A 19,083-nucleotide genomic window follows, 5' to 3' on the forward strand; every position below is an offset into this window, starting at 1 on the left:
GGCCCAGGCGTTGCAGCCCTTCGATAAAATATTGGTACACGGCGTGTCTCCCTATTCTTGTTGTTTTCAGCTCAGCGGCCAGTGGTGTTGACAGGCTTGGCGAACGGCTTTGGCGCTGCTCAGGTTAAGCAGGCTTTGGCTCAGTTGCCGGCATTGGGCTGCGTCCAGGTGACGGACACGGTCCTTGATTTCTCCGATTTGCGGCGGGCTGACGGACAGCTCGCTGATGCCCAGACCGATCAGCACCGGCGTGGCCAGCGGGTCGGACGCCAGCGCCCCGCACACACCGACCCAGCGCCCATGCTTGGCTGCGCCGATGCACGTCTGGGCGATCAGCCGCAGCAGCGCCGGGTGCATGGCATCGACCCGGGCGGCGAGGCCGGCGTGGTCGCGGTCCATGGCGAGGGTGTACTGCGATAGGTCATTGGTGCCGATGGACAGAAAGTCCGCGTGCTCGGCCAGTTGTTCGGCCATCAGCGCCGCCGCGGGCACTTCGATCATCACCCCCAGTTCCGGGCGTTGGGTCAGCTCCAGTTCGGCGCACAGTTCATCGAGGCGCTGGCGAATGTGCAGCAGTTCGTCGACTTCGCTGACCATTGGCAGCAGGATGCGGCAACGTTCCAGCGGGCTGACCTGGAGAAGGGCACGCAGTTGCTGGTCCAGCACCTCCGGACGCACTTGCGCCATGCGAATGCCCCGCAGGCCCAGCACCGGGTTGGTCTCGAACGGCAGCGGCAGGTAGTCGAGTTGCTTGTCGCCGCCGACGTCGATGGTGCGGATGATCACTGATTTGTCGCCCATGGCATCCAGTACGGCTTGGTAGGCCTGGCGCTGCTCTTGCTCGTCGGGCGCGGTGCGGCGGTCGACGAAGAGAAATTCTGTGCGCAGCAGGCCGACGCCATCGGCGCCATTCTCGAAGGCCAGTTGCGCTTCGACGCTGGAGGCGACATTCGCGGCCACTTCAATACGCACGCCATCCTGAGTGCTGGCGGTGCCTTGAGCCTGCGCGTGCTGCTGTTGGCGCCGCAGTTTCTGTGCATCGCGCAACTGGTGAACCTGGGCGTGGCGCGCATCATCCGGCGTCAGCTCCAGGCGGCCGTTGGCGGCATCCAGCACCACGCGCTGGCCTTGGGGCACATCAAGCAATTCAGTGCCCAGTGCAACCACGCACGGCAAGCCTTTACCCCGCGCCAGAATCGCCACATGAGACGTCGCGCCGCCTTCGGCCATGCAGATACCGGCGGCGTGTTGATTGCTCAGTTGCAGCAGATCCGATGGGGTCAGCTCATGGGCCGAGACGATAGCGCCGGCCGGCAAATCAAAATTCCAGGCCTCGCCCAGCAACGCCCGCAGCACGCGTTGCTGCAAGTCGCGCAGGTCGTTGGCGCGTTCGGCGAACAACGGTTTACCCAGTGCCAGCAGCACCGCGCATTGGGCCTGGATCGCATCGCGCCAGGCGTGAGTGGCGGCGCTGCCCTGTTCGATGGCGGCGGTGGCGGCCTCCAGCAACGTAGGGTCTTCCAGCAGGGCCAGGTGGGCGGCGAAGATCTCTTCTTCCTCCACATCCTTGCGCTGACGGGCCTGGTCCAGGGTGTGGCGGATTTCGCTACGCACCTGTTCCAGGGCACTGTCCAGGTGCTGCAGCTGTTCATCCGGGGCGTTGTTGCCCGGGTCCACCGGCAGCTCGATTCCGTTCAGGCGGAACAACGGGCCGCAGACCAACCCCGGCGCGGCACACACGCCTTGCAGTACTCCGGCTTCGGTATTCGCGCGGCGTGGGGCGACGGCCACTGGAGCGTGATGCGCTTCGCCAACTTCCACCGACAGCGCAGCGATCAGTGCTTGCAGCGCCGCTTCACAATCCTTGCCACGACAGGTGACCTGCACCTCGTCCTGCTCACCAATCCCCAGGCCCATCAAGCCGATCAGGCTGTCGCACGAAGCCGACTTGCCAGCGAAATGCAGCTGCGACTGGCTGCTGAATGCCTGTGCAGTCTTGCGGATCAAGGCAGCGGGGCGCGCATGCAGGCCGCCACGATGGGTGATGCGAATAGTCGCGCTGGCTTCGGTGACCGACTCATCAATCACTTTCGCTGCACCGGCCAACCGTGCAACCACATGCAGCAGCGGCTCGCCGACCTTCACTGTTTTCAAGGTGATCGGCCGTAGCTCAAACAGCTCGCTGTTGGTCAGGATGATCAAGCTGACCAGGCTTTTGCACTGCCGCGCAATCAGGTCCAGATCAAACTGCACCAGTGCCTGGCCCTTGCTGACGCGCGCACCTTGCTTGACCAGCAGCGCAAAGCCTTCGCCATTCAATTCCACCGTGTCGATGCCCACGTGCATCAGCAATTCAGCGCCGTTATCGGCGCGAATGGTCAGCGCATGCCCGGTGCGGGCGACGTGGATGATCACGCCATCACACGGCGCGTGCAGGCAATCGTTGAGCGGGTCGATGGCAATGCCGTCGCCCATGGCGCCACTGGCGAACACTTCGTCGGGAACGTCGCCCAGGGTCAGCACCGGCCCACTGAGGGGAGCGCTGAGGGTGAGGTCTTTATTATTGTGGGACATGGGCACGGTACTCATCAGGAAAACGCTGCAATCAACTCAGTGGGTGCGGGTCACTTTGCTCAAGTGACGCGGTTGGTCCGGGTCCATGCCCCGGGCCTCTGCCAAACCGGCGGCCATCACGTAGAAACTCTGGATCGCCAGGATCGGGTCCAGGGCCGGGTGTTCGGCGCGGCTCAGAGTCAGGTCGCGCTCGGCGATGTCATCGGGAGCGGCCAGCAGCACGCGGGCACCGCGCTGGCGCATATCGGCGGCCAGGCTCAGCAGGCCGGCTTGTTCGGCGCCGCGTGGGGCGAAGACCAGCAGCGGGTAGTTGTCATCGATCAGAGCCATCGGGCCATGGCGCACTTCGGCGCTGCTGAAGGCTTCGGCCTGGATCGCCGAGGTTTCCTTGAGCTTGAGCGCGGCTTCCTGGGCAATGGCAAAACCGGCGCCACGGCCGATCACCATCAGTTGCTGGCAGTCGCGCAGGGCGTCGATGGCCAGGCTCCAGTCTTGCCTGGCGGCTTCACGCAAACCTTCGGGCAGTGCCTTACAGGCTTGCAGCAACTCGTCTTCCTGATTCCAGTGGCCGATCAGCTGGGCGCTGGCGCTCAGGGTCGCGATAAAGCTTTTGGTGGCGGCGACGCTGCGTTCCGGCCCGGCGCACAGCGGCACATGGAATTCGCAGGCGGCTTCCAGTGGCGAGTCTTCGGCGTTGACCATCGAGATGCTCAAGGCGCCGCGCTTGCGCAACAGGCGCAGGCTGTTGACCAGGTCCGGGCTCTGTCCCGACTGGGAGAAACCGAACGCCACTTGCCCGCTGACCTTGAGCGGCGATTGCAGCATGGTCACCACCGACATCGGCAGCGACGCCACCGGAATCCCCAGGTGTTGCATGGTCAGGTAGGCGAAGTAACTGGCGGCGTGGTCCGAGCTGCCACGGGCGATGGTCATCGCCACTTGCGGTGGCTGGCGACGCAGGCGGCCGGCGACTTCCACCAGCAGCGGGTCCAGGCGTTGCAGTTGAGCCTCGACGGCCTCACAGGAGGCCAGGGCCTCTTCAAGCATTTTTGAAGTCAATGGTTTCTCCTTCGACCATTACGTCGGTGAGGTGCAGGGAGCGGTCCAGGCGCACGCAGTCGGCAAAGCTGCCGGGTTGCAGGCGACCGCGTTCTTCGAGGCCCAGGTAGTCCGCAGGAAATTGCGACAGGCGTTGTGAGGCTTCGCTGATCGGCAGGCCGATCTTCACCAGGTTGCGCAACGCCTGGTCCATGGTCAGGGTGCTGCCGGCCAGCGTTCCATCGGCCAGGCGGACGCCGCCCAGGCACTTGGTCACGGTGTGGCTGCCCAGCTTGTATTCGCCGTCGGGCATGCCGGCGGCGGCGGTGGAATCGGTGACGCAGTACAGGCACGGGATCGAGCGCAGCGCCACGCGCATGGCACCGGGGTGCACGTGCAGCAGGTCGGGAATCAACTCGGCGTATTTGGCGTGGGCCAGGGCCGCACCGACGATGCCGGGCTCGCGGTGATGCAGCGGGCTCATGGCGTTGTACAAGTGGGTAAAGCTGGTGGCCCCGGCGGCGAGGGCGGCGACACCTTCTTCATAGCTGCCCAGGGTGTGGCCGATCTGCATGCGCACGCCACGTTCGCTGAGGGCGCGGATCAGGCCGTCATGGCCGGCGATTTCCGGAGCAATGGTGATCACCCGGATCGGCGCCAGGCGCAGGTATTCTTCGACTTCGGCCATCAAGGCGGTGTGGGCGAAGTTCGGTTGTGCGCCGAGTTTTCCCGGATTGATGTAGGGGCCTTCCAGGTGCACGCCCAGGACACGAGCGGTGCCGGTCGGGCGGCTTTCGCAATAGGTGCCGATTTCGCCGAGCACGCGGGAAATCTCATCCACTGGCGCGGTCATGGTGGTGGCCAGCAGCGAGGTGGTGCCAAACCGCACGTGGGTGCGGGTGATGGTGTGGAAGGCGTCGGTGCCTTCCATAATGTCTTTGCCGCCACCGCCGTGTACGTGCAGGTCGATAAAGCCTGGCAGCAGGTACGGCAGGTCGTTGTCAGCCGGGTTGCACGGGCTGCCTTCTACGGCAGTGACCTTGCCGTGCTGGTGCACCAGGCGGCCACGAATCCAGCCGTGTGGCGTGAGGATATTGTCTTCGGACATGGGCAGTTCTCTAAATTCGCAGTTCAGCGGAATAGTCGTGGCGGCGCAGTTCTGCGACGAAGTCGTAGTAGTCGTTGCGGCAGTAGGTGTCGGTGATTTCAATCGGGGTGTTGTCGGCGGTGTAGCCCACCCGGGTCATCAGCAGCATGGCGGTGCCGGGGGCGATGCCCACCAGGGCTGCGAACTCGTCCGAGGCGTTGATCGCCTGGATGTGTTGCAGGGCGCGCACGATGGGTTTGCCGATGCTTTCCAGGTATTCGTACAGCGAATTGCCGATGGCCTGCGGGTGGGGGAGGACGGAGGCGGGCATGGCGGTCATTTCAATCGCCATCACCGTGTCGTCGGCCTTACGCAAACGCTTGAGCCGCGCGACTTTGTCGCTGGGTGACAGGCCCAGGCGGATCAATTCTTCATGGGTCGGCGGGGTGATGTCGCGCTCGAGCCATTGGGACGTCGGCACAAAGCCCTTGAGCCGGAGCATTTCGCTGAAGCCCGAGAGGCGCGACAGCGGTTGTTCCAGGCGTGGCGTGATGAAGGTTCCGGAGCCTTGGCTGCGACGGATCAGGCCTTGTTCGAACAGCACTTCCAGCGCCTTGCGGGCGGTCACCCGGGAAATGCTCAGTTGCTCGCTGAGGGCACGTTCCGACGGCAAAGCCTGCTCGGATTTCCACTGGCCGGCATGAATCGCGGCTTCGAGGTTGCGGGCCAGTTGCAGGTACAGCGGCGTCGATTGTTTATCGTCGGGGCGCAGGGCCAGGATGGGGTTCATCGTGTCGGTTTCCGATGCGGTTATTGGAGTGTTGTCGCCCGGTAGTGATCGCAAGCTAATACCACTTAAATACCATGTCAATGCAGCGAAAACAGTGCAGGCGAGCGTTTGCGGGCGTCTTAATAGTGCGCCAGTTCAAGTGGTATTAGAGAGGTCTTTATTTCAGGCAGAAGCGCGCAGCTTGCCGAGGTGAACTGGTATTCACCGGCAGGCCACCCATGGGGCGGGAATTTTTTTTGAATTATTTTACGAGGGGCAGGAAATTACGGACGAATCTCGATCATCGTGCCGTCTTTCACCAGGTTCCAGACTTCGCGCATGTCGACATTGCGCATGCCGATGCAGCCGTCGGTCCAGTCCAGGGTGTGGAACAGCTCTTCGGGGTAGTCCTCGGCGTCGGGGGTGCCGTGGATCATGATCATGCTGCCGGGCTTGACCCCTTCGCGGCGGGCGCGCGCGGAATCGCTGATATTGGGGTAGGAGATGTGCATGGCCAGGTTGAAGCGGTCGCTGGTCTTGCGCCAGTCGATCCAGTAGAAACCTTCCGGGGTGCGGCGGTCGCCTTCCATCAGCTTGGTGCCCTTGGGGTTCTTGCCCAGGGAAATGCGGTAGGTCCTGAGGGGCTTGCCGTCATTGATCAGTTGCAACTGATGGGCAGACTTGAGCACCAGGATTTTCTCGACGGGTTTGCCCCCCAGGATCACTTGGGTGGAGGCTGGCGACAGCGTGGCAAACGACAGGCAGATCAGAGCAAGCAACCAACGCATTGAAACGGTATCCCCTGAAAAGACTACGTGCCGCCTGGATTGTTATTTGGCCAACTGGGTCAGCGGCGGCACCGATTCGCTGCGCACCGGATACGACTGTTGCCGGCGGTCAGCAAAAAAGCATTCTAAGGTACGCCCGACCGTGCGGAAAGCCAGCTCGGACCAAGGGATGTCGGCTTCATCGAATAAGCGCACTTCAAGGCTTTCGGGGCCGGCGGCAAAATCCAGGTCGATCAGTTCGGCCCGGTAGAAGATGTGCACCTGGCTGATGTGCGGCACGTCGATCAGGGTGTAGATGCTCAGGTTGCGCACCCGGGCGCAGGCTTCTTCCAGGGTTTCGCGCATCGCGGCCTGCTCGACGGTCTCGCCGTTCTCCATAAAGCCGGCGGGCAAGGTCCAGAAACCCAGGCGCGGCTCGATGGCGCGCCGGCACAGCAGCACCTGGTCGCCCCACACCGGTACGGTGCCCGCGACGATATTGGGGTTCTGGTAGTGAATGGTCTGACAGTGATCGCAGACATAACGCAAGCGTGCGTCGCCTTCGGGAATGCGCTGGGTGACCGGTTTACCGCACTGGCTGCAGAAGTTCATGCTGGGGTTCCTGGAGAGTGCGCCTATCTTGGCGTGACCGGGTATGGGCTGCAAGTTGTCGTTTAGCGACATGGCCAGGGTTTTGGGGTTGGGCGTGCGCAAGGTTTGGTGCATGATGCAAGGTAGCCAACAGACCGAGATGACTCATGCTGGACGAGCTACTTCGCCGGGTAAGCAATCATACGCCACGCACGCTGGAGACCGACGGTCGTTTCCCGGAAGCGGCGGTACTGGTGCCGATCACCCGCAGTGACGAACCCGAGCTGATCCTGACCTTGCGCGCCAGCGGGTTATCCACCCATGGCGGCGAAGTGGCATTCCCTGGCGGGCGCCGCGACCCGGAAGACCCGGACCTGATCTTCACCGCGCTGCGCGAAGCCGAAGAAGAAATCGGCCTGCCGCCGGGCCTAGTGGAAGTCATCGGCCCGTTGAGCCCGCTGATTTCCCTGCACGGTATCCGTGTCACGCCTTATGTAGGCGTTATCCCCGATTACGTCGAATACCTGGCCAATGACGCCGAGATCGCCGCTGTTTTCAGCGTGCCCCTGGAGTTTTTTCGCCAGGACCCGCGCGAACATACCCACCGTATCGATTACCAGGGCCGCAGTTGGTATGTGCCCAGTTATCGGTTTGGCGAATACAAGATCTGGGGCCTGACGGCGATCATGATTGTCGAGCTGATCAATCTGCTCTATGACGATGCCGACATCAGCCTGCATCGACCGCCGAAAAGCTTCATCAATACCTAAGAGCCAGATGGCCATCGTTCCTGCCGTGAGGATCCACCTATGAAATACCGCCTGGGCGACGCCCGAGTCGAAACCCATCCCAACAGCTGGGTGGCCCCCAATGCCACGCTGGTGGGCAAGGTCAAGCTGGAGGAGGGCGCCAACGTCTGGTTCAACGCGGTGTTGCGCGGCGACAACGAGCTGATCCTGATCGGCAAGAACAGCAACGTGCAGGACGGCAGCGTGATGCACACCGACATGGGTTACCCGCTGACCCTCGGCACCGGCGTGACCATCGGCCATAACGCCATGTTGCATGGCTGCACCGTCGACGATTACAGCCTGATTGGCATCAATGCGGTGATTCTTAACGGGGCGAAGATCGGCAAGCACTGCATCATCGGCGCCAATTCGCTGATCGGCGAGGGCAAGGAAATTCCCGATGGTTCGTTGGTGATGGGCTCGCCGGGCAAGGTGGTGCGGGAGCTGACCGACGTGCAGAAGAAAATGCTCGAGGCCAGCGCTGCGCACTATGTGCATAACTCCCAGCGGTATGCCCGTGATCTGGTTGAGCAGGAAGAATGAACCCGGTAGAACGACCCGTCGCCTCGCCGTGCGTGAGCATTTGTGCGCTGGATGACGATGATATCTGCACGGGATGCCAGCGCACGGTGGAAGAGATTACCCGCTGGAGTCGCATGGACAATACCGAGCGCCGGGTAGTGCTGGGGTTGTGCCATGAGCGGGCGAAGGCGAGTGGGCTGGTGTGGATGATTCCGGGGAAGTCCGGCGCCTGATAGACCGCTTTCGCGAGCAAGCCCGCTCCCACATTTGATTGCGTTTATCTTGGAGGAATGCGTTCAAAATGTGGGAGCGGGCTTGCTCGCGAAAGGGCCTGCCCAGACGACATATTTCCAAATGTGAAGTACCCTGTGCCCCTTGTTCACAGGTCCCTCGCCCCATGTTCTTCCTGATTGCCTACATCAGCAGCGTCGTGCTGATCAACTTCGCCTTTTCCACCGCTCCGCACCTGGATGTCATCTGGTCTGCCTGGGGCGGCCTGGTATTTGTCCTGCGGGACATGGTGCAAACCCGTTTCGGCCATGGCGCGATCATCGCCATGCTGGCGGCGCTGGTGCTGTCCTATATCACCTCCGATCCGTCCATCGCCCTGGCCAGCGCCACGGCGTTCGCGGTGTCCGAATGCATTGACTGGCTGGTGTTCAGCATCACCAAGCGCCCACTCCACGACCGCCTGTGGATAAGTTCGGCGCTGAGTATCCCCCTCGATACCTTCATCTTTTTCGGCCTGATCGGCGCCTTGACGCCCGCGGTCGCCGGCACTGCCCTGGTGTCGAAATTCGCCGGCGTTACCGTGGTGTGGCTGGCCATGGCCTGGCGTTTGCGCCGGCAGCGCGTCGCCAACTGAAGCCAATCTTTACAGTTCATGTAAAATGCCGGCCTTTCTCCCCACGATCCGCTCCCCTGAGGACCTGAGATGACCCGAATCGGAACTCCATTGTCGCCAACCGCGACCCGCGTAATGCTGTGTGGCTGCGGTGAGCTGGGCAAGGAAGTGGTAATCGAACTGCAACGCCTGGGCGTTGAAGTGATTGCCGTGGATCGCTACGCCAACGCGCCGGCCATGCAGGTTGCCCACCGCAGCCATGTGATCAACATGCTCGATGGCGCCGCCCTGCGTGCCGTGATCGAAGCCGAAAAGCCGCACTTCATCGTGCCGGAAATCGAAGCGATCGCCACCTCCACCCTGGTTGAGCTGGAAGCCGAAGGCTTCACCGTGATCCCGACCGCCCGCGCGACGTTGCTGACCATGAACCGCGAAGGTATCCGTCGCCTGGCCGCCGAAGAGCTGGACCTGCCGACCTCGCCGTACCACTTCGCCGACACCTTCGAGGACTACAGCAAGGCCGTCACCGACCTGGGCTTCCCGTGTGTGGTCAAGCCGGTGATGAGTTCGTCGGGCAAGGGCCAGAGCCTGCTGCGCAGCGCCGATGACGTGCAGAAAGCCTGGGATTACGCCCAGGAAGGCGGGCGTGCCGGCAAGGGCCGCGTGATCATCGAAGGCTTTATCGACTTCGACTACGAAATCACCCTGCTGACCGTGCGCCACATTGGCGGCACTACCTTCTGTGCGCCTGTCGGTCACCGTCAGGAGAAGGGCGACTATCAGGAATCCTGGCAGCCACAGGCCATGAGCCCGATTGCACTGGCGGAATCCGAGCGCGTTGCCAAGGCGGTAACCGAAGCGTTGGGTGGTCGTGGTCTGTTTGGCGTCGAGCTGTTTATCAAAGGCGATCAGGTGTGGTTCAGCGAAGTGTCGCCGCGCCCCCATGACACTGGCCTGGTGACCCTGATTTCCCAGGACTTGTCTCAGTTCGCCCTGCATGCGCGGGCAATTCTCGGCCTGCCGATCCCGTTGATCCGTCAGTTCGGGCCTTCGGCTTCGGCAGTGATCCTGGTGGAAGGCAAGTCGAACCAGACGGCGTTTTCCAACCTGGGTGCAGCCTTGAGCGAGCCGGATACGGCGTTGCGTCTGTTCGGCAAGCCGGAAGTGAATGGCCAGCGTCGTATGGGCGTGGCGTTGGCGCGGGATGAGTCGATTGAGGCAGCGCGGGCTAAAGCGACCCGTGCTTCGAAAGCGGTTGTTGTCGAGCTGTAACCCCCCGCCGATCGTTCCCACGCTCCGCGTGGGAATGCCGCGCTGGACGCTCCGCGTCCGCTCTTAAGGGCGTGACGCAGAGCGTCACCGGATGCATTCCCACGCAGAGCGTGGGAATGATCATCATTAGGCGACCTTGTTCAAATCGTTATTGCGCGTCTCTTTCAGGCACAACACAGCAATCAAGCTGATCACCGCTGCCGCCGACACATACCCGCCGACATAACTCAAACCGCCCATCGCCACCAGCTTGGTCGCGAAGAACGGTGCCGCCGACGCACCCACGATCCCACCCAGGTTATACGCCGCCGAAGCACCGGTATAACGCACGCGGGTCGGGAACAGTTCCGGCAACATCGCGCCCATCGGGGCAAACGTCACGCCCATCAGGAACAGCTCCAGCGCCAGGAACAGTGCCACGGCCCAGGTTGAACCGTGGGTCAGCAACGGTTCCATGGTGAAGCCGGAGAGGATGGTCAGAATCGCCCCCACAATCAGCACCGGCTTACGCCCGTAACGGTCGCTGGCCCACGCCGCCAGCGGCGTTGCCGCGCCCATGAACAGCACCGCGAAGCACAGCAAACCCAGGAACGTTTCACGGCTGTAGCCCAGCGTAGACACGCCATAGCTCAAGGAAAACGCGGTGGTGATATAGAACAGCGCATAACACACCACCATCGAGGCCGCACCCAGCAGGACCGGCAGCCAATGCTGGCTGAACAGTTCCACCAGCGGCACCTTCACCGGCGCTTCCCTGGCCACGGCGTTCGCGAACACCGGCGTTTCATGCAGTTTGAGCCGCGCATACAGCCCCACCATCACCAGCGCCGCGCTGAGAATGAACGGAATGCGCCAGCCCCAGCTGCGGAACTGCTCGTCGCTCAGGCTCATGGCCAGGATCAGGAACAGCCCGTTGGCCGCCAGAAAGCCAATCGACGGGCCCAACTGCGGGAACATGCCGAACCAGGCGCGTTTGCCCTTCGGGGCGTTCTCGGTGGCCAGCAACGCCGCGCCGCCCCATTCGCCGCCAAGCCCGAGGCCCTGGCCGAAGCGCAGTACGCAGAGCAGGATCGGTGCCCAGGCGCCGATGCTGTCATATCCGGGCAGCAAGCCGATCAGCGTGGTGCACACGCCCATCAGCAGCAGGGAAGCCACCAGTGTCGACTTGCGGCCAATCCGGTCACCAAAGTGGCCGAACAGCGCCGAGCCCAGTGGCCGCGCGATAAACGCGATACCGAAGGTCAGGAACGAGGCGAGCATCTGCGCCGTGCCGGAGGTTTGCGGGAAGAACACCGGGCCGATCACCAGCGCGGCGGCAGTTGCGTAGATATAGAAGTCGTAGAACTCGATGGCGGTGCCGATGATGCTCGCGGTGGCGACCCGGGCCGTCGAGTTGGTCGGGGCGGCGGTCGCCGTCTCGTTATAGGTGGTGCTCATTGAGGTATCCCTGACGGTCATTGCGCGTTTGGACGCGGATTATTATTGGTCGAACACCCATGGATCAGGGTTGTGCGCGGGGCGGCTCGGGATGGGAGCAAACACCGGTCAGACACGGTAAAACGCTGCCTGGACGCGCTCAGTGCGGGTAGCACGCGGTCGGGCGGGGCTTGGGTAAGCCGCCCGATTATAGGAAGGGGTTTGCGGATCCAACAAGGGGCTTAAGCGGCAACCGGCACCGTGCTGGTGTGCCAGATCAGCACCTTGGCGACGCGGTTGTCCTCGGTCTCGAGGATTTCCAGGCGATAGCGGCCGATTTTCAGGCACACGGCGCAATCCGGAATGGTCTCCAGTGCTTCGGTCACCAGGCCGTTGAGGGTCTTGGGGCCGTCACTGGGCAGGTGCCAGCCGAGGGTTTTGTTCAAGTCACGGATCGAGGCGGCGCCGTCGATCACGTAGCGGCCATCCAGTTGGGGCTGGATGTGCGGGTTGTCGAGGTGCTGCTCGTTTTCGAACTCACCGACGATTTCTTCAAGAATATCTTCCAGGGTCACGATGCCCAGCACTTCGCCGTATTCATCCACCACCATGCCGAGGCGGCGCTGTTGCTTGTGGAAATTCAGCAGTTGCAGTTGCAGCGGCGTGCTTTCCGGGACGAAGTAGGGCTCGTGGCAGGCGGCCAGCAGGGCTTCCTTGGTCAGGCTGGCGTCCGGCAGCAGGTGGCGGATCTGCCGGGTGTTGAGCACCGCCTCGACCTGGTTGATGTCGCTGTGGAACACCGGCAGCCGGGTTCGGGTGGAAACCCGCAGTTGCTCGATGATTTCCTCTACCGGGTCATCCAGGTTGATGCCGTCCACTTCGCTGCGGGGCACCAGGATGTCGTTGACGGTGATGTTGTCCAGGGCGTGGATGCCCAGCATGCCCGGCGCGCGGGTGTTGGGGATTTCGGCTTCCGGCTCGTCGTCCTGGTCCGGCTGCGGCTCGTCGCTCTTCTTGACCAGCCCGGGCTTGCGGGTGAACGGGCGCAGCAGCAACAGGCTGACACCGTTGAGCAGCCAGGCCAGCGGATAAAGGATTTTCAGCGGCACGCTCAGCAAGGTATTGCCGAAGCCAAGGATGGTTTGCGGGTGGCGAGTGGCCAGGGCACGCGGCAGATAGTCGGCCAGCACCAGCAGCACCGCGCTGGAGATCACCCAGCCGAGCCACGGGCCGTTTTGCGCCCAGGCGTAGATCGCCAGCAGGGTGCAGAGAATCACCACCACGGCGCGGCACAGGGTGTTGCAGAGGATCAGGCTGTTGCGCGGGAAGTTCAGGCGGGCGGCGGCTTTGTCACCCTGGCGGGTGCCGGGGCGCAGGGCCAGCAAATGTTGCTGGGCGGCTTCGATGGCGGTAAACAGCGCCGACCATAAAACCAGCAAGGCTACTACCGCAAGCATCGGCCCCAAGGGCAAGTTGTCCATGTCGGCTGCCCGTCAGATATGCAGGATGTATTCGCGAACCAGCTTGCTGCCGAAATAGGCCAGCATCAGCAGGCAGAAACCGGCCAGGGTCCAGCGGATCGCCTTGTGCCCGCGCCAGCCGAGACGGTTGCGGCCCCACAGCAGCACGCTGAACACCACCCAGGCCAGGCACGCCAGCAGGGTTTTATGCACAAGGTGCTGGGCAAACAGGTTCTCGACGAACAGCCAGCCGGAGATCAGCGACAGCGACAGCAGCGTCCAGCCGGCCCAGAGGAAGCCGAACAGCAGGCTTTCCATGGTTTGCAGTGGCGGGAAGTTCTTGATCAGCCCCGACGGGTGCTTGTGCTTGAGCTGGTGGTCTTGCAACAGCAGCAGCAAGGCCTGGAACACCGCGATGGTGAACATGCCGTAGGCGAGGATCGACAGCAGGATGTGGGCGAGGATGCCCGGCTCTTCATCAATGACCTGCACGGTGCCGGTCGGTGTGAATTGCGCCAGCAGCACCGTCAGCATCCCGAGCGGGAACAACAGCACCAGCAGGTTCTCCACCGGGATCCGGTAGCAGGCCATCAGGGTCAGCGCGATCACCGCGGCGGCAATCAGGCTGGCAGCGCTGAAGAAATCCAGGCCCAGGCCGACCGGCGTCATCAAGTGCGTGAACAGGCTGGCGGCGTGAGCCAGCAGGGCGAGGACGCCAAGGCCTACCAGCAGGCGTTTGTCGGCCTTGGCGCCTTGGGCCAGACGAGTGCCCTGATAGAGGGTCGCAGCGGCATACAAGATGGCGGCGGCGAGGCTGGGTAGCAAACTGGGTGACAAAGGGAGCATAAATCCTGTTAAGCAGGCCCGAAAGGCGCTGAGTTTGGCATACACCTGCGTAACACGAAAGACTCTCAGGCCAGACAGCGGGTGTGCATGGCGACAGTCTTCGCTATAATCCGCGACCTGCCCACGCCGCAGGCTCGCCGAGCGCTGTTTTTAATAGCGATTTACCACAGCCTGGGCCGCCATTACCTCGGTCTAACAATGCATTTCGATGAATAGGGCCTGAAAGGATCGCGCATGTTTGAAAATCTGACTGACCGTCTCTCGCAGACGCTGCGCCATGTCACCGGCAAGGCCAAGCTGACCGAGGACAATATTAAAGACACCCTGCGTGAAGTGCGCATGGCGTTGCTGGAAGCCGACGTCGCCTTGCCGGTGGTGAAGGACTTCGTCAACTCGGTCAAAGAGCGCGCGGTCGGCACCGAAGTGTCCCGCAGCCTGACGCCGGGCCAGGCCTTTGTGAAGATCGTCCAGGCCGAACTCGAAAGCCTGATGGGCGCGGCCAACGAAGATTTGAACCTCAGCGCCGTGCCGCCAGCCGTTGTGCTGATGGCCGGTCTGCAAGGTGCGGGCAAGACCACCACCGCCGGCAAACTGGCGCGCTTCCTTAAAGAGCGCAAGAAGAAGTCGGTGATGGTGGTGTCTGCCGACGTTTACCGCCCGGCGGCTATTAAACAGCTGGAAATGCTCGCGGGCGAAGTGGGCGTGACCTTCTTCCCGTCCGACCTGAGCCAGAAGCCGGTCGATATCGCCCAGGCGGCTATTAAAGAAGCCAAGCTGAAATTCATCGACGTGGTCATCGTCGATACCGCCGGTCGCCTGCACATCGACGAAGAGATGATGGGCGAGATCAAGGCGCTGCATGCCGCGATCAACCCGGTAGAAACCCTGTTCGTGGTCGATGCCATGACCGGCCAGGATGCGGCCAATACCGCCAAGGCCTTTGGTGATGCGCTGCCGCTGACCGGTGTGATCCTGACCAAGGTCGACGGCGATGCTCGTGGCGGTGCCGCCTTGTCGGTACGCGCCATTACCGGCAAGCCGATCAAGTTCATCGGTATGGGCGAGAAGAGCGAAGCGCTCGAGCCGTTCCACCCTGAGCGGATCGCCTCGCGTATCCTCGGCATGGGCGACGTGCTCAGCCTGATCGAGCAAGCGGAAGCGACCCTCGACAAGGACAAGGCCGACAAGCTGGCTAAAAAGCTGAAGAAGGGCAAGGGCTTCGACCTCGAAGACTTCCGTGACCAGCTGCAACAGATGAAGAACATGGGCGGCCTCGGCGGCCTGATGGACAAGCTGCCGAACATCGGCGGCGTGAACCTGGCGCAAATGGGCAATGCCCAGGGCGCGGCAGAGAAGCAATTCAAGCAGATGGAAGCCATCATCAATTCCATGACCCCGGCCGAGCGCCGCGACCCTGAGCTGATCAGCGGTTCGCGCAAACGTCGGATCGCCATGGGTTCCGGCACCCAGGTGCAGGACATCGGTCGCTTGATCAAGCAGCACAAGCAGATGCAGAAGATGATGAAGAAATTCTCCGCAAAAGGCGGGATGGCCAAGATGATGCGCGGCATGGGCGGTATGTTGCCCGGCGGCGGCATGCCGAAAATGTAAAGAATTCGAGCAGAAGTTCGCTTCTGCTCCGACCCGCAGGGATGCGGGATCTCCAGCAAACCCGCCATTGGCGGGAGCTGACTTGCCGTTTTAACCGACGGCTCTATAGCAGATCTGAATGGCACGCTGATAGGCGCCAGAAAAAGACATTTGCAAAAGTCCGGATATTCCTTAGAATATGCGGCCTTTCGGGCACCTATGCCCGCTGTGCATTTAGATTTGCAGCACCGACTACAGGAACGATGTTCACATGCTAACAATCCGTCTTGCCCTTGGCGGCTCCAAAAAGCGCCCGTTTTACCACTTGACCGTAACTGACAGCCGCAACCCACGTGACGGCTCTCACAAGGAACAAGTTGGCTTCTTCAACCCGATCGCTCGTGGTCAAGAAGTCCGTCTGTCCGTGAACCAAGAGCGCGTAGCCTACTGGCTGAGCGTTGGTGCACAACCTTCTGAGCGCGTTGCTCAGTTGTTGAAGGATGCATCTAAGGCTGCGGCCTGAGCAATATGAACGCGACGCCAGCGGTAGCTGATGATTTGATCGTTATCGGCAAGATTTATTCTGTTCATGGCGTTCGCGGCGAAGTGAAGGTGTATTCCTTTACTGATCCGACTGAAAACCTGTTGCAGTACAAGACCTGGACGCTCAAGCGCGAAGGTAGTGTGAAACAGGTAGAGCTGGTCAGTGGACGCGGGAGCGACAAGTTCCTGGTCGCAAAGCTCAAGGGTCTTGATGATCGTGAAGAAGCTCGTCTTCTGGCCGGTTATGAGATCTGCGTGCCGCGCAACCTGTTCCCTGAATTGACCGACGGCGAGTACTACTGGTACCAGCTGGAAGGTCTGAAGGTTATTGATCAACTCGGGCAATTGCTCGGGAAAATCGATCATCTTCTGGAAACCGGCGCCAATGATGTAATGGTGGTCAAGCCTTGCGCTGGCAGCCTGGATGATCGCGAACGCCTGTTGCCCTATACCGAGCAATGCGTGTTGGCCGTCGACCTGGCAGCGGGCGAGATGAAGGTGGAATGGGACGCGGACTTCTAACGTGGCTAACCTGCGCGTTGAAGTGATCAGTTTGTTTCCCGAGATGTTTTCCGCCATCAGCGAGTACGGCATCACCAGTCGGGCGGTGAAACAGGGGCTCTTGCAGCTCACCTGTTGGAACCCGCGAGACTACACGACGGATCGACATCACACTGTGGACGATCGCCCATTTGGCGGTGGCCCGGGCATGGTGATGAAGATCAAGCCCCTGGAAGATGCGTTGGTTCAGGCCAAGGCAGCCGCCGGGGAGAAGGCGAAGGTAATTTACCTGTCCCCTCAAGGCCGTCAGCTGAATCAGTCGGCGGTACGCGAGTTGGCGAATCTGGAAGCATTAATCCTGATTGCCGGTCGCTATGAAGGCATTGACGAGCGTTTTATTGATGCTCATGTCGATGAAGAGTGGTCGATTGGGGACTATGTCCTGTCTGGCGGCGAGCTGCCGGCGATGGTCCTGATAGATGCGGTTACACGACTGCTGCCTGGAGCTTTAGGGCATGCGGACTCCGCGGAGGAAGATTCCTTCACGGATGGTTTGCTGGATTGCCCGCACTACACCCGACCGGAGGTGTATGCGGATCAGCGTGTTCCCGACGTATTGCTAAGTGGCAATCACGCACACATCCGGCGTTGGCGTTTACAGCAGTCCCTCGGGCGGACCTATGAACGACGCGCCGATCTTCTGGAAAGCCGCTCGCTTTCTGGAGAAGAGAAGAAGCTGCTCGAGGAATACATCCTCGGGCGGGACGATAGTTAACAACGTATCGATGGTAGGTCCGACGACTTACCTTAGGAGCACAGCATGACTAACAAAATCATCCTTGCACTCGAAGCAGAGCAGATGACCAAAGAGATCCCTACCTTTGCCCCGGGCGACACCATTGTCGTTCAGGTGAAAGTGAAGGAAGGCGACCGTTCGCGTCTGCAAGCGTTCGAAGGCGTGGTAATTGCCAAGCGTAACCGTGGTGTGAACAGTGCTTTCACTGTTCGTAAAATCTCCAACGGTGTTGGCGTAGAGCGTACTTTCCAGACCTACAGCCCGCAAATCGACAGCATGGCCGTTAAACGTCGCGGTGACGTACGTAAAGCCAAGCTGTACTACCTGCGTGACCTGTCCGGTAAAGCAGCTCGCATCAAGGAAAAACTGGCTTAAGTCCAGCTTCCCGATGCAGAAAAAAGCAGCCTACGGGCTGCTTTTTTGTTGCCTGAAATTTGTCCATTTCCCCGGTATCTATTCATGACTCCCCGCCTCGAAGAAATTCAGCGTCGCACTGACCTTAAAGCCGTTTTCCGCTTTTGTGGCGAGGGAGCTTGCTCCCGTTGGGCTGCGCAGCGGCCCTGAAACCGGCAATAGAAGTCTCTCTGTTGGACCTCAATGGTCAATCAGGGCCGCTTCGCGCCCCAGCGGGAGCAAGCTCCCTTGCCACAGATTATTTGCCCGCTTTCATTGATGTGTAGCGGCCCGTGCTGCGATAGGATCTACCCGATACCGCCATTTTCCCTGCTTGAGCCCTCATGTCCGCCATCGACCACCCGCAGATAGACCGCTTCCTCGACGCCCTCTGGCTGGAAAAAGGCCTGTCGGACAACACCCGCCAGGCTTACCGCAGCGACCTCGCGTTGTTCAATGGCTGGCTGCAGGAGAAAAACCTCGAGCTGCTCGACGCCGGTCGCGAGCTGATTCTCGACCACCTGGCCTGGCGCCTGGAGCAAAACTACAAGCCTCGCTCTACTGCGCGTTTTCTCTCAGGCGTGCGTGGCTTCTATCGCTACCTGCTGCGGGAAAAGCTGATCGCCATCGACCCAACCCTGCAAATCGACATGCCGCAGCTGGGCCGGCCACTGCCCAAATCCCTGTCGGAAGCCGACGTCGAAGCCCTGCTCGCAGCCCCCGACCTGAGTGAAGCCATCGGCCAGCGCGACCGTGCCATGCTGGAAGTGCTGTATGCCTGCGGCCTGCGCGTCACCGAGCTGATCAGCCTGACCCTGGAACAGGTCAACCTGCGCCAGGGCGTATTGCGCGTAATGGGCAAGGGCAGCAAGGAGCGCCTGGTGCCCATGGGCGAAGAGGCGATCGTGTGGATCGAACGCTACATGCGCGACGCCCGAGCCGAGTTGCTCAACGGTCGGCCCAGCGATGTACTGTTTCCCAGCCAGCGCGGCGAACAGATGACCCGCCAGACCTTCTGGCATCGCATCAAGCACCAGGCCAAGGTTGCCGGCATCGGCAAGTCGCTGTCGCCCCACACCCTGCGCCACGCGTTCGCCACGCATTTGCTCAACCACGGCGCGGATTTGCGCGTGGTTCAAATGCTCCTGGGCCACAGCGACTTATCCACCACCCAGATATACACCCATGTGGCGCGGGCACGTTTGCAGGAGATGCACGCCAAGCACCATCCCCGTGGATGAAAAACACTTCGGAAAAAGCCCAATTTCCCCACGACTGGCTGC

General features: G+C 61.5%; 20 protein-coding genes. 11 read left to right on the plus strand and 9 right to left on the minus strand.

Translation table 11 applies throughout. From position 1 onward, the window contains the following. Nucleotides 1-66: 66 nt before the first annotated feature. The 6 genes from ptsP to HX839_RS21610 form a co-directional block, all read right to left on the minus strand. Nucleotides 67-2,574 carry a phosphoenolpyruvate--protein phosphotransferase gene (gene ptsP / locus HX839_RS21585; protein ID WP_177067667.1) on the minus strand — a complete coding sequence of 836 codons (2,508 nt, stop codon included), beginning with the start codon at nt 2,572-2,574 and terminating at the stop codon, nt 67-69. 36 nt (nt 2,575-2,610) lie between these two features. After that, nucleotides 2,611-3,633: an SIS domain-containing protein gene (locus HX839_RS21590; protein ID WP_023659131.1), complete on the minus strand. Its 1,023-nt coding sequence runs from the start codon at nt 3,631-3,633 to the stop codon at nt 2,611-2,613. Beyond that, nucleotides 3,614-4,720 carry an N-acetylglucosamine-6-phosphate deacetylase gene (gene nagA / locus HX839_RS21595; protein ID WP_087695120.1) on the minus strand — a complete coding sequence of 369 codons (1,107 nt, stop codon included), beginning with the start codon at nt 4,718-4,720 and terminating at the stop codon, nt 3,614-3,616. Before nagA ends, HX839_RS21590 begins: the two co-directional genes overlap by 20 nt. Before the next feature lie 10 nt (nt 4,721-4,730). Continuing rightward, entirely contained in the window at nt 4,731-5,489 is a 759-nt protein-coding gene (locus HX839_RS21600) for a GntR family transcriptional regulator (protein WP_003209609.1), read from the minus strand. Nucleotides 5,490-5,752: 263 nt separating this feature from the next. Then, complete coding sequence (locus HX839_RS21605; RefSeq protein ID WP_003209608.1) at nt 5,753-6,256, minus strand: murein L,D-transpeptidase family protein; 504 nt, start codon at nt 6,254-6,256, stop codon at nt 5,753-5,755. A gap of 42 nt (nt 6,257-6,298) precedes the next feature. Next, entirely contained in the window at nt 6,299-6,847 is a 549-nt protein-coding gene (locus HX839_RS21610) for an NUDIX hydrolase (RefSeq protein WP_003209606.1), read from the minus strand. A gap of 146 nt (nt 6,848-6,993) precedes the next feature. On the opposite strand from HX839_RS21610, the gene HX839_RS21615 reads away from it, so the two are divergent. The 5 genes from HX839_RS21615 (at nt 6,994) to purT (ending at nt 10,255) form a co-directional block, all read left to right on the plus strand. Next, nucleotides 6,994-7,596, plus strand: a complete 603-nt coding sequence (locus HX839_RS21615) for a CoA pyrophosphatase (protein WP_076017515.1) — start codon at nt 6,994-6,996, stop codon at nt 7,594-7,596. A gap of 39 nt (nt 7,597-7,635) precedes the next feature. After that, a complete protein-coding gene (locus HX839_RS21620) occupies nt 7,636-8,160 on the plus strand; it encodes a gamma carbonic anhydrase family protein (protein ID WP_003209603.1) in 525 nt (174 codons plus the stop codon). Beyond that, nucleotides 8,157-8,372: a DUF1289 domain-containing protein gene (locus tag HX839_RS21625; protein ID WP_003209601.1), complete on the plus strand. Its 216-nt coding sequence runs from the start codon at nt 8,157-8,159 to the stop codon at nt 8,370-8,372. Before HX839_RS21620 ends, HX839_RS21625 begins: the two co-directional genes overlap by 4 nt. 164 nt (nt 8,373-8,536) lie before the next feature. Next, on the plus strand, nt 8,537-9,004 hold the full coding sequence (locus tag HX839_RS21630) for a hypothetical protein (protein ID WP_003209599.1): 468 nt from the start codon (nt 8,537-8,539) through the stop codon (nt 9,002-9,004). 69 nt (nt 9,005-9,073) lie between these two features. Beyond that, nucleotides 9,074-10,255, plus strand: a complete 1,182-nt coding sequence (gene purT / locus HX839_RS21635; protein ID WP_177067668.1) for a formate-dependent phosphoribosylglycinamide formyltransferase — start codon at nt 9,074-9,076, stop codon at nt 10,253-10,255. 126 nt (nt 10,256-10,381) lie between these two features. Here purT and HX839_RS21640 read toward each other — a convergent pair whose 3' ends face one another. The 3 genes from HX839_RS21640 to HX839_RS21650 form a co-directional block, all read right to left on the minus strand. After that, a complete protein-coding gene (locus tag HX839_RS21640; protein WP_177067669.1) occupies nt 10,382-11,692 on the minus strand; it encodes an MFS transporter in 1,311 nt (436 codons plus the stop codon). Nucleotides 11,693-11,913: 221 nt separating this feature from the next. Beyond that, entirely contained in the window at nt 11,914-13,152 is a 1,239-nt protein-coding gene (locus HX839_RS21645) for a transporter associated domain-containing protein (protein ID WP_177067670.1), read from the minus strand. Between the two features lie 12 nt (nt 13,153-13,164). Further along, nucleotides 13,165-13,977: an inner membrane protein YpjD gene (locus tag HX839_RS21650; protein WP_010176828.1), complete on the minus strand. Its 813-nt coding sequence runs from the start codon at nt 13,975-13,977 to the stop codon at nt 13,165-13,167. A gap of 234 nt (nt 13,978-14,211) precedes the next feature. Here HX839_RS21650 and ffh point away from each other — a divergent pair, with 234 nt between their 5' ends. The 6 genes from ffh (at nt 14,212) to xerD (ending at nt 19,041) form a co-directional block, all read left to right on the plus strand. After that, entirely contained in the window at nt 14,212-15,588 is a 1,377-nt protein-coding gene (ffh, locus tag HX839_RS21655) for a signal recognition particle protein (RefSeq protein ID WP_003209589.1), read from the plus strand. Nucleotides 15,589-15,838: 250 nt separating this feature from the next. Further along, nucleotides 15,839-16,090 carry a 30S ribosomal protein S16 gene (gene rpsP / locus HX839_RS21660; RefSeq protein ID WP_003209587.1) on the plus strand — a complete coding sequence of 84 codons (252 nt, stop codon included), beginning with the start codon at nt 15,839-15,841 and terminating at the stop codon, nt 16,088-16,090. Nucleotides 16,091-16,095: 5 nt separating this feature from the next. Continuing rightward, nucleotides 16,096-16,632: a ribosome maturation factor RimM gene (gene rimM, locus HX839_RS21665; protein ID WP_003175898.1), complete on the plus strand. Its 537-nt coding sequence runs from the start codon at nt 16,096-16,098 to the stop codon at nt 16,630-16,632. A gap of 43 nt (nt 16,633-16,675) precedes the next feature. Next, on the plus strand, nt 16,676-17,386 hold the full coding sequence (trmD, locus tag HX839_RS21670; protein ID WP_236260845.1) for a tRNA (guanosine(37)-N1)-methyltransferase TrmD: 711 nt from the start codon (nt 16,676-16,678) through the stop codon (nt 17,384-17,386). Nucleotides 17,387-17,431: 45 nt separating this feature from the next. Next, nucleotides 17,432-17,782, plus strand: coding sequence for a 50S ribosomal protein L19 (gene rplS, locus HX839_RS21675; RefSeq protein WP_003175895.1), 351 nt, complete (start codon nt 17,432-17,434; stop codon nt 17,780-17,782). 362 nt (nt 17,783-18,144) lie between these two features. Continuing rightward, nucleotides 18,145-19,041, plus strand: coding sequence for a site-specific tyrosine recombinase XerD (gene xerD / locus HX839_RS21680; RefSeq protein WP_177067671.1), 897 nt, complete (start codon nt 18,145-18,147; stop codon nt 19,039-19,041). Nucleotides 19,042-19,083: the final 42 nt, after the last annotated feature.

Source organism: Pseudomonas sp. I8001 (assembly GCF_013385345.1).
In the GTDB taxonomy this organism is placed as follows: domain Bacteria; phylum Pseudomonadota; class Gammaproteobacteria; order Pseudomonadales; family Pseudomonadaceae; genus Aquipseudomonas.

Bases quoted from the DNA above. Each gene is read 5' to 3' on its own strand.
- ptsP (WP_177067667.1), bottom strand. From the start codon at position 2,574: ATGTCCCACAATAATAAAGACCTCACCCTCAGCGCTCCCCTCAGTGGG.
- nagA (WP_087695120.1), bottom strand. From the start codon at position 4,720: ATGTCCGAAGACAATATCCTCACGCCACACGGCTGGATTCGTGGCCGC.
- HX839_RS21600 (WP_003209609.1), bottom strand. From the start codon at position 5,489: ATGAACCCCATCCTGGCCCTGCGCCCCGACGATAAACAATCGACGCCG.
- HX839_RS21605 (WP_003209608.1), bottom strand. From the start codon at position 6,256: ATGCGTTGGTTGCTTGCTCTGATCTGCCTGTCGTTTGCCACGCTGTCG.
- HX839_RS21610 (WP_003209606.1), bottom strand. From the start codon at position 6,847: ATGAACTTCTGCAGCCAGTGCGGTAAACCGGTCACCCAGCGCATTCCC.
- HX839_RS21615 (WP_076017515.1), top strand. From the start codon at position 6,994: ATGCTGGACGAGCTACTTCGCCGGGTAAGCAATCATACGCCACGCACG.
- HX839_RS21620 (WP_003209603.1), top strand. From the start codon at position 7,636: ATGAAATACCGCCTGGGCGACGCCCGAGTCGAAACCCATCCCAACAGC.
- HX839_RS21625 (WP_003209601.1), top strand. From the start codon at position 8,157: ATGAACCCGGTAGAACGACCCGTCGCCTCGCCGTGCGTGAGCATTTGT.
- HX839_RS21630 (WP_003209599.1), top strand. From the start codon at position 8,537: ATGTTCTTCCTGATTGCCTACATCAGCAGCGTCGTGCTGATCAACTTC.
- purT (WP_177067668.1), top strand. From the start codon at position 9,074: ATGACCCGAATCGGAACTCCATTGTCGCCAACCGCGACCCGCGTAATG.
- HX839_RS21640 (WP_177067669.1), bottom strand. From the start codon at position 11,692: ATGAGCACCACCTATAACGAGACGGCGACCGCCGCCCCGACCAACTCG.
- HX839_RS21645 (WP_177067670.1), bottom strand. From the start codon at position 13,152: ATGGACAACTTGCCCTTGGGGCCGATGCTTGCGGTAGTAGCCTTGCTG.
- HX839_RS21650 (WP_010176828.1), bottom strand. From the start codon at position 13,977: ATGCTCCCTTTGTCACCCAGTTTGCTACCCAGCCTCGCCGCCGCCATC.
- ffh (WP_003209589.1), top strand. From the start codon at position 14,212: ATGTTTGAAAATCTGACTGACCGTCTCTCGCAGACGCTGCGCCATGTC.
- rpsP (WP_003209587.1), top strand. From the start codon at position 15,839: ATGCTAACAATCCGTCTTGCCCTTGGCGGCTCCAAAAAGCGCCCGTTT.
- rimM (WP_003175898.1), top strand. From the start codon at position 16,096: ATGAACGCGACGCCAGCGGTAGCTGATGATTTGATCGTTATCGGCAAG.
- trmD (WP_236260845.1), top strand. From the start codon at position 16,676: ATGTTTTCCGCCATCAGCGAGTACGGCATCACCAGTCGGGCGGTGAAA.
- rplS (WP_003175895.1), top strand. From the start codon at position 17,432: ATGACTAACAAAATCATCCTTGCACTCGAAGCAGAGCAGATGACCAAA.
- xerD (WP_177067671.1), top strand. From the start codon at position 18,145: ATGTCCGCCATCGACCACCCGCAGATAGACCGCTTCCTCGACGCCCTC.